Below are 14,454 nucleotides of genomic sequence, written 5' to 3'. Positions count from 1 at the left end.
GCGTTTCCGCGACTCCGCTTCAAATCACGATTTTCAGCTCAGCGATAATCGCTGCGGCCGGCCTCCGCACGTTCCCTCCGCCCATTCGCGTCGTTTCGCGTCATTCGCGGGCGCGCCCATCTCCCGCGCTTCCGCGTCGCGTCGCCTCCTTCACCCCATTCGCGGGCGCACGTTCTTTTCATTTATACATTCGACTCAACGTCGCCGCCGACGCCCGCAACCGCTCGCGCAATTCCGCCGGTGCCACCACCTCCGCGTGCGCGCCCCAGCCCAGCACCCAGCGCTCGACCTCGGGCAGCGCACCGAGGCGCAACGTCAGTTCCAAGACCCCGCCCGCCAGCTCGCGCATCTCCTGCGACTCATGCCACACGCGCTCGCGAATGTGATCCGCCACCGTCGCGTCAAACCGCACCACCACCACGTGGTTGCCCTCGCCGCCGAGCACGCCAAACGCGTTTGCAAAAAACTTCTCCGGCGAGAAATCCCGCGGCCGCTGAAATGTTTTGTTCATCACCCGCACCGCCGCGATGCGCGGCAGCGCGAAGGTCCGCAACCCCGTGCGCTCCCCATCGAGTCCCACGAGATACCACAGGTTTTCGCGGTGCGAGAGATGATACGGCTCCACCTTGCGCCGCGCCGCCTTCTTTTCGCCCGGCTTGCGATAATCGAATTCCACCGCGTGCTGCCGCAGCACCGCCCCGCTCAACGCGTTGAACACCGCGACGTCCGCCTTCCCCAGCCCGATGTTCTTGAACGACACCGACCCCAGCTCCTCCGCCGGCGAAAACGAGATCCGGTCCTTCAATCCGCCCGTCAGCTTCTCGAACGCGATCTTGAGCTGCCGGTGAAACGGCGTGCCCTCGTATTGCTCCAGCGCCCGCCGCGCCACGAGCAGCGCCATCAACTCGCCCTCCGTCACCTGCACCGTCGGAAACGCGTTCACCGGATGCGTGTAACGATACGCTTGGATCTGCGCGTCGTATTCGATCGGCAGATCCAACCGGTCCCGCATGAACGCGATGTCGCGCACGACCGTCTTGCGCGACACCTCCAATAACTCCGTCAACTTCGTGCAGTTCGTCAGCGCCCCGCGCCGCAGCTCTTCGTGAATGCGCAACATGCGTTCAAGTGGCGGACGCGACAAACGGGCGGCAGGAGTCATGAGGCGCAAAATAGCGGCTCGGGTGGGACAGGCAATGTCCCAGCGCTGCGTTATTCTCAGGCCATGAAACGCTCCTCCGCCACCCAAGTCGCCGCGCCCGTGCAACTCACCTGGTCTCACTTCGGCCGCCTGCATCGCGTCTCCGCGTGGCCGGAGGTCGAGTTCACCGTCGAGCAGGACGGCGGCTGGGTCGCCTACGAACCCGATCCCTCGTCCGCCGAATTCATCGCCGGCGTGGTCATGCTCGATGCCGCCAAGTGGCAGCGTTATCTGGAATTTCTGCCCGCCGCCGAGCGCGCGTTCGTGAGCTCGTTCAAATTCGGCCGCCTCGCCGCGCTCGCGGTCATCACGCGCTGCCCCGCCCTCCTCGCCGAGCTCAGCGAGACGCCCGCCCTCCTGCCGCTCGTCGCCGCCCACGTCCAACTCCGCGGCGCCGCCGCGCCGCGCTGGTCCGAGCTCGCCGCCGTTCACGACCGCGCCGGCGTCTTCGGCGTGCTGGAGTGGCTCGGCCTCCCCGCCTCCCGCTCGACCCTCGCGATTCTCGGCCGCGTCGCCGACCCCGATCTGCCGCGCCGCCTCCTCGCGCCCATCCGCGCCGCCCTCTGGCAGCCCGCCGCCGTTTTGCGTTTCGAACGCCGCGCCGTGCTCAGCGAAAACACGCTTTTACGCGATTGTTCCGCCCTCGCCGCATAATTTTTTCGCCGCTTCGTGCGGCGCAGGTTCGCGAAGACAAGAGATTTATCACACCGCCCCAAAAAATCAGGGGCGCCCCTATGGAACTCTGGGGAAATCTGGAATACTGTGGAGCCAGTTACTCCTAAACGTATGTCCTCTACTCCCCACTCCTCCTCCGGCCGCCTGGCCCACTCCTTTGTCCGTTATGTCGGCTCGACGTTGGTGGCGCCGGCCCACGGGCCCGTCCGCACCAGCATGGTGGTGGCCGCCGTGATCCTGGCCGTCGAAGTGGGTGCGCTGCTGTTCCGCGTGCCGGGTCTCGGCGCGTGGGGCCGCGTCGGTGTTATCTACGCGTTGATCTGCGGCTTGGGCGTCACCGTATTCTTCTCGGAGATGCGCCGCATGAAGGCCGCCCTCGTATTCGCCCGCCGCGAGCGCGAAGCGCGCCGGCTGATGGATCTGCCCGAAGATTTCTAAGTTTCCTTTTCCTAGTTGACGGTAAACGCCGGGCCGCGGGGCCCGGCGTTTTTTTTCGCCTTTTCCCTACGGTCTCCCCGGTGTCGTCCCTCCTTCGCCGCGCGCGTCGATCTTCCCGACGCGCGCCAAACCCCGGCCGGCCGCTGCCTTTCCCGCGCGACGTTTCCCCTTGGATGCATCCGGGTTTTCCGGACGCCGCGCCGTCACGTCGCCTTCGCCTTCGGTTCCAGCCACCGTGCCACGACGACATCGGTTGACGAGTGCGCCAAAATCGATCCGGCCACCACGATCGCCACGAGGTTGAATGACCGCACCGCACCCGCCACGCCGGAGTTGAGCACCATCAAACCGTAAATCACCGACGCGAATCCCTTCGGCCCAAACCACATCGCCGCGACCTTTTCCCTCCCCGTGAGTTTTCCGCCGACCAACGCCAGCCCGAGGGCGATCGGCCGCGCCACGACCAGCGAGAGCACTGCGAACACATAGCCCGTCCACGGCACCGCGTGCAGCAACTGCGGCGTGATCAACGCCCCGAACACCAGCACCGCGCCCAGCTTGAGCAACTCCGCCGTCTGTTCCGCAAACGCGTTGTTCTCCTCCGTTTCCTCCGGCCGCATCGTCGCGATCGTCACCCCCGCACTGAACGCCGCGAGAAACGGATTCGCGTGCACGAGCGGCGCCAGCGCAAACACCATCAACCCGATCGCCACGAGCAGGAACGGCTCATGCGACCGCGCGATCCCGAAGAACCGCAGCCGCGCCACCCACAGCGCGCCGCCGGCCACCGCCACACCCAGCGCGCAACCGCCCGCCAGTTCCACCACGTGCAGCCCCAGCGAGCGTTCCGCCACGCCGCCCACCGCCAGAATCCCCAGCACGATCGGCAACGCCAGCCCGTCATTCAACCCGCTCTCCACGTTCAGCAAATGCCGCAACCGCCGCGACACGCCCTCCCGCCCCACGATTGCCGCCGCGAACACCGGATCGGTCGGACACAGCACCGCGCCCACGAGCCACGCATCGAGCCACGACAGCCCTGCCACGAAATGCGCCAGCAACGCCGTCGCGAGCATCGTGAGCGGCAGCCCCAGCAACAACGCCCGCCCCGGCAGCACCCACGCCGACCGCAGCCGTCCCCAGCCAAGTTTCATGCCATCGGTGAACAACACCGCCACGAGCGCGTAGTTGGCGAGGTGACCGACGACGGGCGAATCCGGTTCGAGCCGGATCAACCCAAACCCGCCGCCCCCGACCGCGACGCCCGCGAGCAGAAACAGCACCGCCGTCGAGACGATGGTGCGATCCGCGAGTTCGGAGATCAGCACCGCCGCGAGCAAAGTCACCCCAAACACAAGCAGCGCCACCATCCCCTATGGAATCCCCCGCCCGCCCCCAGTTCCCCGCCGCCGCACAACGCCCAACGCCCTGCGCGACTGCAATCACCCCGCCACGTCTCATATCCCGAGCCGCGACCGCCGATCGCCCGCAGCCTGCGCTCCCTCGCTCTCTTCAAACGCGACACGCACAACCCACCGCCCCATCCGCCACCGAACGCGGCACCCCCACACGATCCACCGAAAGAATGCTGCAAGCTTCCCCGTTCCCTACTCCGCCCTTGCCCCGCTATCATTGCCGTCCGTCATGGTGGAGTGGCGGTCAGGCCCAAACTTCCACGGCAAGGCCCTGCACCCGGCGGAATTCCTTGGCATTGTTGGTGACGAGAATCGCTGCCAAGCTCATGGCGTGAGCTGCGATCAAAGTATCGAGTGGGTCGATGGGTTTGCCCGCACTTTCCAGCTCGTGCCGGACTTTGCCATAGAACAATCCAACGGTATCGTCATAGGGAATGATTTCCAAGGGACTGACGAAGCTTTGCAGGGCTGCAAGATTACGCGCTACCTGCTGGCTTTTGCTCACCCCAAAACACAATTCCGAGTAGGTGATGGATGAAATTCCGATGTCACCAACAGGGATGGGCTTGAACCTCTTGAATACGGACGCGGGTCTTTGTTTGATGATATAGATGCAGATATCGGTATCGAGGAGGTATCTCATGCCCATCGGCTTTCCGTTTACAGGGCTTCGCGCTTATCGCTTGTGCCTTGGTTTCTCCCGGCCAGGAAGTCGTCTGAAAATTCCTTGGTGCTCTCAATCAGAACATCCCAAGAGTTCTTTTCAGGTAACAGCACGATGGCTTTGCCGAATCGACGGATGAACACTTGATCACCGGGAAATCGGTATTGCTGCGGGAGGCGGACCGCTTGGCTCCGACCGTTTTTGAATAATTTGGCGGTGTCCATCCGGGCACGGTTATACCGGTGGTATATATCCGCAAGCGGAATCGCGATTCGACGCTACCGCCACAGCGGGACAAGTTCGGATTGGCGGACCCAGCCGGTTTGGCCGTTTTCGAAGGTGAGGCGGGTCCAGCCGAGGAAGCTTTTGTCCATCGTGCCCATGGCGCCGGCTGCCAAGGGCGTGGTTTGCTGGGCGGTGTCAGACCGCGCATAAAACCGCATGCCTTGACTCTTGACCTACCCTGCTCGGCTCCCGCGCGCCAAACTTCTCCAAGCCTCGACCCCGCCCCCTCACTTGATCCCCGCGCGTGCTTCCGTGGCCACGATGTGGCGCTGGAAGAAGCGGAAGAGCAGCATCACCGGCAACGTCGCCAGCACCGCGCAAGCGAGGATGTCGCCCCATTGCAACGGCGGCTGCGTGAATAAATTCGCCAGGCTGAGCTGCACCGTCCTCGTCTCCGCCCGCGTGCTGATCATCAGCGGCCACAAGAAATCGCCCCAGTGCGTCAGCACGTCCAGCAGCACCACCGTCGCCAGCGCCGGCTTCACCGCCGGCAGCGCGAGCGTCCAGAACTGCCGCCACACGCCCGCTCCGTCGATCGCCGCCGCCTCCTCCAACTCCATCGGCAACGACAGAAAATGCTGCCGCAGGAAGTAGATGTTGAACGCCTTCGCCACGAACGGCACCGAGAGCCCCGCCATCGCCGCGCCGAAACCGCCCGTCAGTCCCAGATCGCGCGCCGTGAAAAACAACGGCACCGCCAGCACTTCGATCGGCAGCACGATCAGGATCACCACGCCCGCGAACAGCACGTCGCGCCCCCGAAACACGAAACGCGCGAACGCATACGCCGCCATCGCGTTCACGATCAGCCCTGCGCCCGCGATGATCGCCACTTGCAACGCCGAGTTCGCCAACCCTCGCCCCAACCCTGCCCGCCGCCACGCGTCCGCGTAATTGCCCACCGTCCAGCCATCGAACCAGCCGCCAAACCCCGGCAGAAAAATCCTCGGCTCCTCCGTAAACGACGCCCGCACCATCCACAGCAGCGGCGCCAGAAACACCAACGCCACCGCAACACTCACGAGCCACTTCACCGCCGCGCGCCCCAACGCTCGATTGCGCGCGAAGCCTGGAGCTTGGACGTTGCTGCTTGGAGCTTTCATCCCCGTTCCTCCCCGGCGATCCACCGTTGCAGGAGCGTGAGAAACGCCACCCAGATCAAAAACAGAAACGATGCCGCGCACGCGCGCCCCAAATCCTGCCCGAGAAACGTCGTCTCATAGATCGACTGGATCAGCGACAGCGTGCTGCGCCCCGGCCCGCCGCGCGTCATCAGGTAAGGCTGCACGAAAATCCGAAACGCCAGGACCGTCGTCACCGTGACGACAAACACGATCGTGTTGCGCACACTCGGGATGATCACGTGGCGCACCCGCCCCCACGCGCCCGCACCATCGATGCGCGCCGCCTCCAGCAACTCTCCCGGCACCGCCTGCAGGCCCGCGAGAAACACCATCATCTGCAACCCCACGCCCTGCCACACCGACATGAACGCGATCGCCGGCAGCGCCAGATGCGGATCGCGCAACCACGCCTGCGGCGGCACGCCGATCGCCTGCACCATCGCGTTGATCAACCCCATCTGCTCGCCCTGCGCCGGTTGGTAAAGCAGCGTCCACAACACCGCGAGCACCGGCGTCGACACGATCACCGGAATGAAAAACACCGCGCGCAACCAGCGCCACGCCGGCTCCGGCCGGTTGACCCACAACGCGAGAAAGAACGCCACCACCGTCTGCACCGGCACGACCATCAGCGCAAACAACGCCGTGTTGCCAAACGCCCGGCGGAAGCGCGCATCCGTCAGCAGCTCCGAGTAATTCGCCGCGCCCAGCCAGTGCGCCCGCTCCGGCGCGAGCAGGTCCGCGCTCGTGAAACTCCACGCCGCCGCGCGCACCATCGGCCACACGACAAACACCGCCAGCAACGCGAGGGCCGGCAGCAAAAACCACGGCGCCGCCCGCGCCCGGGATTTTTCCCACGCCGTCATCGCGCCGCCTCCCGCGATCCGTGCGCCGAGCGCCGGTCGATCTCCTTCTGAATTTCATTCTCCGCCATGCGCAGGCGCCCGCCCACGTCCGCGCCGCGCGCGATGTCGCGCAACGCCGCCGCGAAGTGCTGCGTCAGCGTCGCGTAAAACGGCGTCTGCGGCCGCGGTCGCGCAAACGTTTCGAGCTGCCGGCGAAACAACGCGTAGGGCGGCCGCTGGTATTTCGGAAACTCGCCAAACGCCGACTTCCGCGCCGGCACCGCACCGTTCGCGCGCACCAGCGGCACGATGCCGTGCTGCGTGCTCGTCACCCACCGCAGCCACGTCGCCGCCAGCTCCGGGTCCTTCGTGTGCGCCGACATGCTCCAGCACCAGCTGCCGCACGGCGCCACCGGTTGCGCGCCCACGTGCGGCAGCGGCGCCGCCCCGAGCTGCGCGCCTTTCGCCTCCAAATGCAGTTGCGCCATCCAGTGCCCGCTCCAATCCATCGCCGCCTTCCCGTGCCCAAACGGATTCGGGTCCACCGGATCAGTCGCCGCGAAACCGCGCGTAAAGAGTGTCTGCCACAGCGTGAGGCTGCGGATGTTCGCCGCGCTCGCCAGCACCCCGCGCACGCGCAGCCCGTCGTCCGCAATCAGTTTCCCGCCGCCCGACCACACGACCGGCGTGAACGCATACGTGAACCACTCGTCCGCGCTCTCGTTCATATGCAACGCGACCGGCTCCACGCCCGCCGCCCGCACCTTCGCGCACGCCGCGAGAAATTCCTCCCACGTCCAACCGTCCGCCGGCGGCGGCGCCACCCCGGCCGCGGCGAGCATCGCGCGATCGTAATACAGCACGAGCGCCGAATCGTAAGCCGCGACCGAGTAGAGTTTCCCCGCGATCTTCGCCTGCTCGGTCAGCGTCGGCAGAAAATCCGTCTGGTCCGCCGGCCCGAACCAGCGGTCGAGCGGCGCGAGCAACCCCGCATCGACGTAACGCGCGATCAACGGCGCATCGACCTCGAACGCATCCGGCAGATCGTGCGCCGCCGCCGCGATGGCGATCTTTTCCGTGTATTGAAAATCCGGGAAAAACGAAATCTCCACGCTCACGCCCTCCGCCGCGTGGGCGCGGTTGAACGCCACCACGATTTCGCGCATCGCGTGATTCTCGCCTTCCTGCCCTTGGTGGCCCCAGATGCGCAACGTGCGCGCGGCGCGCGACGACGCCCCGGTCAGAACAAAAACCAGCGCAAGCGCCAGGAGGGGAAACTGTGCGCAACGCCACCACATACGAGCCGCACCCTGCCTCATGACCGCGGAAACTCAACCGCCGGGAAAAACTTTCTCCCCCGTGCGCTCGTGCTTCGCGGCTCCTACGCGCGCGGATGTTTTCACCGCGCGCTTTTTGTTCGCCCGCTCTCCGCGGCGCGCGAAACGTAGCGCCCTCCCGCCGATGCGCCGCCTCGACCAACTCCTCGCCAACCTCGGCTACTGCAGCCGCCGCGAAGCCCGCGCGTGGATCGACGCCGGCCGCGTGACCATCGCCGGAAAAATCGCCACCGACTCCAGTCAAAAAGCGCCCGCCGCCCACGTGCGCGTCGACGGCCTGCCGCTCGATCATTCCGACGGCCTGCTGCTCCTCCTGCACAAGCCGCTCGGCCTCGTCTGCTCGCACGAGGAACGCGAAGGGCCCAGCATCTACTCGCTCTTTCCGCCCCGCTGGCGCGCCCGCAACCCCGTGCTCACGAGCGTCGGCCGCCTCGACAAAGACACCAGCGGCCTCCTCGTCGTCACCGATCAGTCACCGCTCGTGCATCGCCTCACGTCGCCCAGGCACAAAGTCCCGAAAGTTTACCGCGCCACCGTCGACCGCGACCTCTCGCCCGATCTCATCCCGCTCTTCGCCGCCGGCACCCTGCAGCTCGAAGGCGAAAAACAGCCGTGCGCGCCCGCGCAACTCACCCTGCTCTCGCCCCGCGCAGCCGAACTCACGTTGACCGAGGGGAAATACCACCAAGTCCGCCGCATGTTCGCCGCCGCCGGCGCCACCGTGCTCACGCTGCACCGCACACGCTTCGGCGCGCTCGACCTCGCCGGCCTCGCCCCCGGCGCCTGGCGCGAACTCCCGCTCGACGCGCTCTGAGCGCGCCGCAGCTTCCGCCGCGTTTGCCGGCCCCGTGATTTAGACATTTCGCCCCGCGCCGATTCCTGCCATCCGTGCGGCATGTATGACTTTCCGCTCACTGGCGCGCAAAAATCCTATCTGCGCGGCCTCGGCCAAAACCTCCCGCCCGCCCTCAAGCTCGGCAAAGGCGGCCTCACGCCGGAGTTTTTCGCCGAACTCCAACGCCGCCTGAAAGCGACCGAGCTCGTCAAACTCCGCTTTCTCGCCACCGAGCGCGACGAACGCGCCACACTCTGCGCGCGCATTGCCGACGAAGGCCGCTGCGTGCTCGTCGGTGCCGTCGGCCACACCGCGCTCTTTTACCGCCAGCAACCCGACCCCGCCGCGCGCACCATCCCGCTGCCCTGATTGCGTGGCAGCGAAACGCATCGGCATCTCGCGCATCACTCGCCCGCGCCGCGCCCGACGCACTCTCACGACGCCCTCATTCGTCATTTGTTATCCGTCTTCCGTCATCCGTCATTCTCCTTTCCGCGCCCTCGACAACCTGCCCCAGGGAATCACATTACGCGAAATGGCGCGCATTCTCTTGGTCGACGATTCTGACGAATTACGCGGCAACCTCGCGTTGAGTCTGCAGCAGCTCGGCCATACGATTATCGAACTGCCCAGCGGCCTCAACGTCGACACGGTCTGCGAAAACAACAGCGTCGACCTCGTGATTCTGGACATGGTGATGCCGAACGTCGAGGGCACCGAAGTGCTGGCCGCCCTCAAGCGCGACCGGCCCAGCCTCCCGATCATCGCGATGTCCGGATCCGTCAACGCCAGCACTTACCTCAGAATGGCGGAGGGCATCGGAGCGAATTACACGCTCTCGAAGCCGTTCAGTTTGACGGAGCTTGTGGCGGCGATCCACGACGCGACCGGGCGCCCGCAAGCTAACTCGAAAGCGCCCTAGCCGCCCTCGTTTTCGCCAGCTTCGCTTCGTGCGCCGCCGCCCCGCCGCGCTACGTCTCCATTTGCCGCTCGATCCGTCGGTCCGGCACGAGCCACATCGCCGCGACCGCGGCAAACAGCGCCACCGCCGCCCACGGCAGCCACGCCGCCAACGCGATGCCCACGGCGTAAAACACCACCGAAACGCGCCCCTTGAAATCCGTCCCGATCGCCTTCGCCAGCGGCGACCCCGCGTCATGACACGCGAGCAACGCCCGCACCAAAATATAATACGCCACCGCCGCCATGATCAGCACGCCGCCATACAACGCGACCGTGACCGGCGCGAAATGGTTTTCACCCATCCACCCCGTTACAAACGGGAACAGCGACAACCAGAACAACAGGTGCAAATTCGCCCACAGCACGCCACCCTTCACGTGCTGCACCGCCTGGAAAAGGTGATGATGATTGCTCCAGTAGATGCCCACGTAAACGAAGCTCAGCACGTAGCTGCCGAACACCGGCCACAACGGCAGGAGCGCTCGGAACTCCACGTCATGCGGCACTTTCAACTCGAGCACCATGATCGTGATGATGATCGCGATCACCCCATCGGAAAACGCCTCGAGCCGCCCTTTGTGCATGCCCCGCGAGCAAACCCATCGCTCGCCGCGCGACAATCCTGATCGCCGCAAACGCGTCCGCAGTCCGTCGCGCCCCGCGATCGGCGCTCCCGCACGGATGGCACCTCTTCACCGCCCCAAGCCCACCGGCCCGCCGGCGATGACACGTCTTCGTCCGCGTTGCCGGCTGCCGCCCGAGCCGCCGTTCGCACCCAAAGCGTTTGCGCCCCACCCGCGCCGCCCTCATACCATCGCCCATGCTTCCCCTGCCCCGCCGCGGCGCGCTTTTCGCCGCCGCTCTTGCCTGCTCCGCCGCCCTGCTGCCCGCGCGCACCCTCGTGCACTGCGGTTCCCTCATCGATGGACTCTCCGCCACGCCCCGTTCCCGCGTCACCGTCGTCATCGAGGGCGAGCGCATCGCCGCCCTCGCCGACGGTTTCACTCCCGCCGCCAACGGCGACACCGTCGTCGACCTCACGCACGCCACGGTCATGCCCGGCTGGATCGACTGCCACGTGCACCTCGATTCGCAGATCAACCCGCAGGCGTTCACCGAAGGCTTTTATCTCAACCCGGGCGACTACGCCCTCCGCGCCGCGCATTACGCCAGGCTCACCCTCCTCGCCGGCTTCACCACCGTCCGCAACCTCGGCGATAACCATAACTCCACTCTCGCGCTCAAAAAGGCCATTGCCCGCGGCTGGGTCGACGGCCCGCGCATTTTCACCGCCGGCGCGCCGATCGGCACCACCGGCGGCCACGCCGATCCCACCGACGGCTTCAACGACGAGGTCATGGAAAAACTCGTCTCGCCCAATGTCATCGACGGCCCCGACGCCGCCCGCCGCGCCGTGCGCCAACACTATAAAGACGGCGTCGACGTCATCAAAATCATGGCCTCGGGCGGCGTGCTCAGCATGGAAAAAAGCGGCGACAACCCCCAAATGCAGGACGATGAACTGCGCGCCGTCGTCACCACCGCACACGAATACGGACTGAAGGTCGCCGTCCACGCCCATGGCACCGAAGCCATCCGCCGCGCCGTGCTCGCCGGCGTCGATTCCATCGAACACGGCACCTACCTCGACGACACCGACATCGGCCTCATGAAGGAGCGCGGCACTTGGTATGTCCCGACGCTCACCGCCGGCCACTGGGTCCACGACAAAGCGCAGACGCCCGGTTTCTTCCCCGACATCATCCGCCCGAAAGCCCTCGTCATCGGCGCGCAAATGGACGCCGCCTTCCGCCACGCTTACGAGTCCGGCGTGAAGATCGCCTTTGGCACCGACATGGGCGTCGGCCCGCATGGCGAAAACGCCCGCGAGTTCATCTACATGGTCGGTGCCGGCCTCCCGCCGATGAAAGCGATCCAGGCCGGCACGATTTCCGCCGCGCGCCTCCTCGGCGCCGAGAAGGATCTCGGTTCCGTCGAGCCCGGCAAATTCGCCGATCTCGTCGCGGTCAACGGCGACCCGCTCGCCGACATCAACGCGGTCATGCACGTCGCCTTCGTGATGAAAGGCGGCATCATCTATAAACAATAGCGCCCGCCTCGCCCGCGTCAGCGCTCCACCCTTCGCCCTTCGTCATCCGTCATTCGTCATTCGTCATTCGTATAGCGCAACGCGTCAGCGTTTCCTTCCTCCCCCTCGGCTCCGCCCTTCCTCGCCTCAGCCCATGCGTTTCCTCTCCCTCCTCCTGACCACCGCCCTCATCGTCCCCTGCACGCTCCCCGCCGCCGAAAATACCGCGCCGCCTCCGCCGCCCCAACGCCTCCTCGCCGACTCTGCGCTCGCCGGCTGGACGTTCCTCTCTCCCGATCCCACCGCCCTTTCCTCCGTCAGCTCCCTCGCTGCCGACGGCGTGCTCACGCTCGCCGGCGCGCCGCTCGGTTACCTGCAATCCACCGCCACCTACACCAACTTTCATCTTCACGCCGAATGGCGTTGGACGGCGAAGCCCGGCAACAGCGGCATCCTCGTACACATCGCGACCGGCCCCCTCGATCGCCACCTCTGGCCGCGCTGCCTGCAGATCCAGACCAAGCACACGCACGCCGGCGACCTCCTGCCCATGGCCGGCGCCACCTTCGCCGAGGCGCTTTCCACGCCACCCGACGCCCCGACGCCGCTCCTCACCCACGTTGCCGCCGACAGTGAGAACCCTGTCGGCGAGTGGAACACCTGCGACATCGTCTGCCGCGACGGCACCGTCGAGGTCACCGTCAACGGCGTGCTGCAAAACCGCATCACCCGCAGCAATCCCGCCGCCGGCCACATCGGTTTCCAATTCGAAGGCACGCCCTACGCCCTCCGCCGCCTCTCGATTGAGCCGCTCCTCTCTCGTCATTGACGCTCCGCGCCGCGCTCGTTCTCCTGCGCCTATGTTTACTATAATTGGCGGCGACGGGCAGGAGTATGGCCCCGTGACGGCTAAACAAATCCAGGAATGGGTCACCGCCGGTCGTGCCAATGCCGATACGCTCGTGCGCCGCGACGGCGAAACCGACTGGCGGCCACTCGAAGATTTTCCCGAGCTGTTCACCCGCGCCGGCGAGCTTCCGCCACTCATCGCCGCCGCCCTGCCGCTCGCCAACCGCAGCACCCGCCTCGCCGCTGCCATCCTCGACACGCTCTTTGCGTTCCTCTGCCTCCTGCCGGCGATCCGCCTCGTCGGTTTCGCCCGCTTCGCGGAAATCCTCACCAACCGCCAAGGCAGCCTCGCGAGCGAAGATTCCACCGCCCTCGCGTCCGCCGGTGGCGCCTTCCTGATCGGCGGACTCGTCCTCTTTGCCGTGCAAGTCGTGTTGCTCAGCCGTCGCGGCCAGTCCCTCGGCAAACTCCTTCTCGGCATCCGCATCGTGCGTTATCGCGACAGTGCCCCCACCGGTTTCACGCACGCCGCCCTCCTGCGTTGGATCCTGCCCGGCCTTCTCGGCATGATCCCGTTCCTCGGCAGTTTCTTTTCGATCATCGACGTGCTGTTCATTTTCGGCCCGCAAAAACGCTGCCTCCACGACCTCATCGCCGACACCAAAGTCGTGCGCTGCCTCGCGTCCGGCGCCGTCCTCGACGAACCCTCCCACACCTGAGCCGCGCCCCCGCCGGCTTCTCGTTCACGTTGCTGCGCCCCTTTCGCGACTCAACGGATTGGCTCACCGGCGCTGCAACCCGCCGACCCGCTCACCCGCGCGGCGATTGACGCGCCCCGACCGAAACGCTCTCCTCCGCGCATGTTCACCATCATCGGCGGCGATGGCCGCGAATACGGCCCCGTGACGGCGGAGCAAGTGCGCGCTTGGATTGCCGCGGGCCGCGCCACACTGGACACGAAAGCCCGCCGCGACCGCGAAGTCGAGTGGCGCCGCCTTGGTGACTTCGCCGAATTCGGCACGCCGGCCACACCCTTGGCCCACGACACACCGGCCTCCGTGCCGCCGCCCTCCGACTATCGCGCTTACGCCGCCGATCTCATCGCCCGCGCCGCGAAGATCGACGTCATCTCCTGTTTCGAACGCAGTTGGGAACTGCTGAAGAGCGACTTCTGGGGCATCGTCGGCGTCACCACCGTCGTTCTTCTGGTCACCTTGGTCGCCAGCGTGATTCCCGTCCTCAAATGGTTCGTGACGTTCTTCCTCAGCGGCGTCTTCTACGGCGGCCTCTACGCCTTTTATCTCAAAAAACTCCGCGGGCACACTGCGACTCTGGGCGACGCGTTTTCCGGCTTCAGTGTGGCGTTCATTCCCCTCGCCCTGGCCACCGCCGTCACCTACGCGCTCGTCGCCCTCGGCTTTGTCCTCCTCATCTTGCCCGGCATCTATCTGGCCGTCGCGTATAGTTTCGCGCTCCTGCTGATCGTGGACAAAAAACTTCCTTTCTGGGATGCGCTGGAAGTCAGCCGCCGCGTGATCACCGCGCAATGGTGGCGCGTGTTTTTCCTGCTGATTCTCGGCGCGATCATCGGTGCCGCCGGCGTGCTCGCTTTGTTTGTGGGCCTCTTCATCACGATGCCGATCGCGATCGGAGCCGTCACCGTCGCCTACGAACGCCTCTGCAATCCGCCGCCCCGCGCCTGACCTCACCGCTTCAATCGTTCTCGTTCCTCCG

At 65.9% G+C, this 14,454-nt stretch carries 18 protein-coding genes; 9 read left to right on the top strand and 9 right to left on the bottom strand.

Translation table 11 applies throughout. The annotated features are described in order from the left end of the window. Positions 1-178: 178 nt before the first annotated feature. On the bottom strand, positions 179-1,162 hold the full coding sequence (locus tag K0B96_RS00980) for a helix-turn-helix transcriptional regulator (protein ID WP_220162785.1): 984 nt from the start codon (positions 1,160-1,162) through the stop codon (positions 179-181). Between the two features lie 63 nt (positions 1,163-1,225). Here K0B96_RS00980 and K0B96_RS00975 point away from each other — a divergent pair, with 63 nt between their 5' ends. Continuing rightward, positions 1,226-1,855, top strand: a complete 630-nt coding sequence (locus K0B96_RS00975) for a hypothetical protein (RefSeq protein WP_220162783.1) — start codon at positions 1,226-1,228, stop codon at positions 1,853-1,855. Between the two features lie 132 nt (positions 1,856-1,987). Then, entirely contained in the window at positions 1,988-2,314 is a 327-nt protein-coding gene (locus K0B96_RS00970) for a hypothetical protein (protein ID WP_220162781.1), read from the top strand. A gap of 203 nt (positions 2,315-2,517) precedes the next feature. Here K0B96_RS00970 and K0B96_RS00965 read toward each other — a convergent pair whose 3' ends face one another. From K0B96_RS00965 to K0B96_RS00935, 7 genes are all read right to left on the bottom strand, one after another. Further along, on the bottom strand, positions 2,518-3,684 hold the full coding sequence (locus tag K0B96_RS00965; RefSeq protein WP_220162779.1) for a cation:proton antiporter: 1,167 nt from the start codon (positions 3,682-3,684) through the stop codon (positions 2,518-2,520). Between the two features lie 289 nt (positions 3,685-3,973). Beyond that, positions 3,974-4,372 carry a type II toxin-antitoxin system tRNA(fMet)-specific endonuclease VapC gene (vapC, locus tag K0B96_RS00960; RefSeq protein ID WP_220162777.1) on the bottom strand — a complete coding sequence of 133 codons (399 nt, stop codon included), beginning with the start codon at positions 4,370-4,372 and terminating at the stop codon, positions 3,974-3,976. Positions 4,373-4,389: 17 nt separating this feature from the next. Next, on the bottom strand, positions 4,390-4,617 hold the full coding sequence (vapB, locus tag K0B96_RS00955) for a type II toxin-antitoxin system antitoxin VapB (RefSeq protein ID WP_220162775.1): 228 nt from the start codon (positions 4,615-4,617) through the stop codon (positions 4,390-4,392). A 54-nt stretch (positions 4,618-4,671) separates the two neighbouring features. Continuing rightward, a complete protein-coding gene (locus K0B96_RS00950; RefSeq protein ID WP_220162774.1) occupies positions 4,672-4,836 on the bottom strand; it encodes an SH3 domain-containing protein in 165 nt (54 codons plus the stop codon). Positions 4,837-4,905: 69 nt separating this feature from the next. Then, positions 4,906-5,781: a carbohydrate ABC transporter permease gene (locus K0B96_RS00945; protein ID WP_220162772.1), complete on the bottom strand. Its 876-nt coding sequence runs from the start codon at positions 5,779-5,781 to the stop codon at positions 4,906-4,908. Next, positions 5,778-6,668 carry a carbohydrate ABC transporter permease gene (locus K0B96_RS00940; RefSeq protein WP_220162770.1) on the bottom strand — a complete coding sequence of 297 codons (891 nt, stop codon included), beginning with the start codon at positions 6,666-6,668 and terminating at the stop codon, positions 5,778-5,780. The genes K0B96_RS00945 and K0B96_RS00940 overlap by 4 nt, the downstream gene beginning before the upstream one ends. Beyond that, complete coding sequence (locus K0B96_RS00935) at positions 6,665-7,966, bottom strand: sugar ABC transporter substrate-binding protein (protein WP_255558787.1); 1,302 nt, start codon at positions 7,964-7,966, stop codon at positions 6,665-6,667. Before K0B96_RS00935 ends, K0B96_RS00940 begins: the two co-directional genes overlap by 4 nt. A gap of 142 nt (positions 7,967-8,108) precedes the next feature. On the opposite strand from K0B96_RS00935, the gene K0B96_RS00930 reads away from it, so the two are divergent. From K0B96_RS00930 to K0B96_RS00920, 3 genes are all read left to right on the top strand, one after another. Further along, entirely contained in the window at positions 8,109-8,798 is a 690-nt protein-coding gene (locus K0B96_RS00930) for a pseudouridine synthase (protein ID WP_220162768.1), read from the top strand. 81 nt (positions 8,799-8,879) lie between these two features. Next, entirely contained in the window at positions 8,880-9,188 is a 309-nt protein-coding gene (locus tag K0B96_RS00925) for a YhbY family RNA-binding protein (RefSeq protein ID WP_220162766.1), read from the top strand. A 166-nt stretch (positions 9,189-9,354) separates the two neighbouring features. Then, positions 9,355-9,741 (top strand): response regulator, encoded by a 387-nt coding sequence (locus K0B96_RS00920; protein ID WP_220162764.1) that lies wholly within the window; start codon positions 9,355-9,357, stop codon positions 9,739-9,741. A 49-nt stretch (positions 9,742-9,790) separates the two neighbouring features. Here the strand turns inward: K0B96_RS00920 and K0B96_RS00915 are convergent, their stop codons facing one another. After that, the gene (locus tag K0B96_RS00915) at positions 9,791-10,366 is read right to left on the bottom strand and encodes a TMEM175 family protein (RefSeq protein ID WP_220162762.1); all 576 of its coding nucleotides are present in this window, start codon (positions 10,364-10,366) and stop codon (positions 9,791-9,793) included. Positions 10,367-10,602: 236 nt separating this feature from the next. Here K0B96_RS00915 and K0B96_RS00910 point away from each other — a divergent pair, with 236 nt between their 5' ends. From K0B96_RS00910 to K0B96_RS00895, 4 genes are all read left to right on the top strand, one after another. Then, positions 10,603-11,892 (top strand): metal-dependent hydrolase family protein, encoded by a 1,290-nt coding sequence (locus tag K0B96_RS00910; RefSeq protein WP_220162760.1) that lies wholly within the window; start codon positions 10,603-10,605, stop codon positions 11,890-11,892. A gap of 133 nt (positions 11,893-12,025) precedes the next feature. Further along, a complete protein-coding gene (locus tag K0B96_RS00905; RefSeq protein WP_220162758.1) occupies positions 12,026-12,700 on the top strand; it encodes a 3-keto-disaccharide hydrolase in 675 nt (224 codons plus the stop codon). 31 nt (positions 12,701-12,731) lie between these two features. Next, positions 12,732-13,439 carry an RDD family protein gene (locus K0B96_RS00900; RefSeq protein ID WP_220162756.1) on the top strand — a complete coding sequence of 236 codons (708 nt, stop codon included), beginning with the start codon at positions 12,732-12,734 and terminating at the stop codon, positions 13,437-13,439. 141 nt (positions 13,440-13,580) lie between these two features. Then, on the top strand, positions 13,581-14,423 hold the full coding sequence (locus K0B96_RS00895) for a GYF domain-containing protein (protein WP_220162754.1): 843 nt from the start codon (positions 13,581-13,583) through the stop codon (positions 14,421-14,423). Positions 14,424-14,454 lie beyond the last annotated feature (31 nt).

It is taken from the genome of Horticoccus luteus (genome assembly GCF_019464535.1).
Taxonomy (GTDB): domain Bacteria; phylum Verrucomicrobiota; class Verrucomicrobiia; order Opitutales; family Opitutaceae; genus Horticoccus; species Horticoccus luteus.
This window is presented reverse-complemented; position numbering and strand designations above follow the sequence as displayed.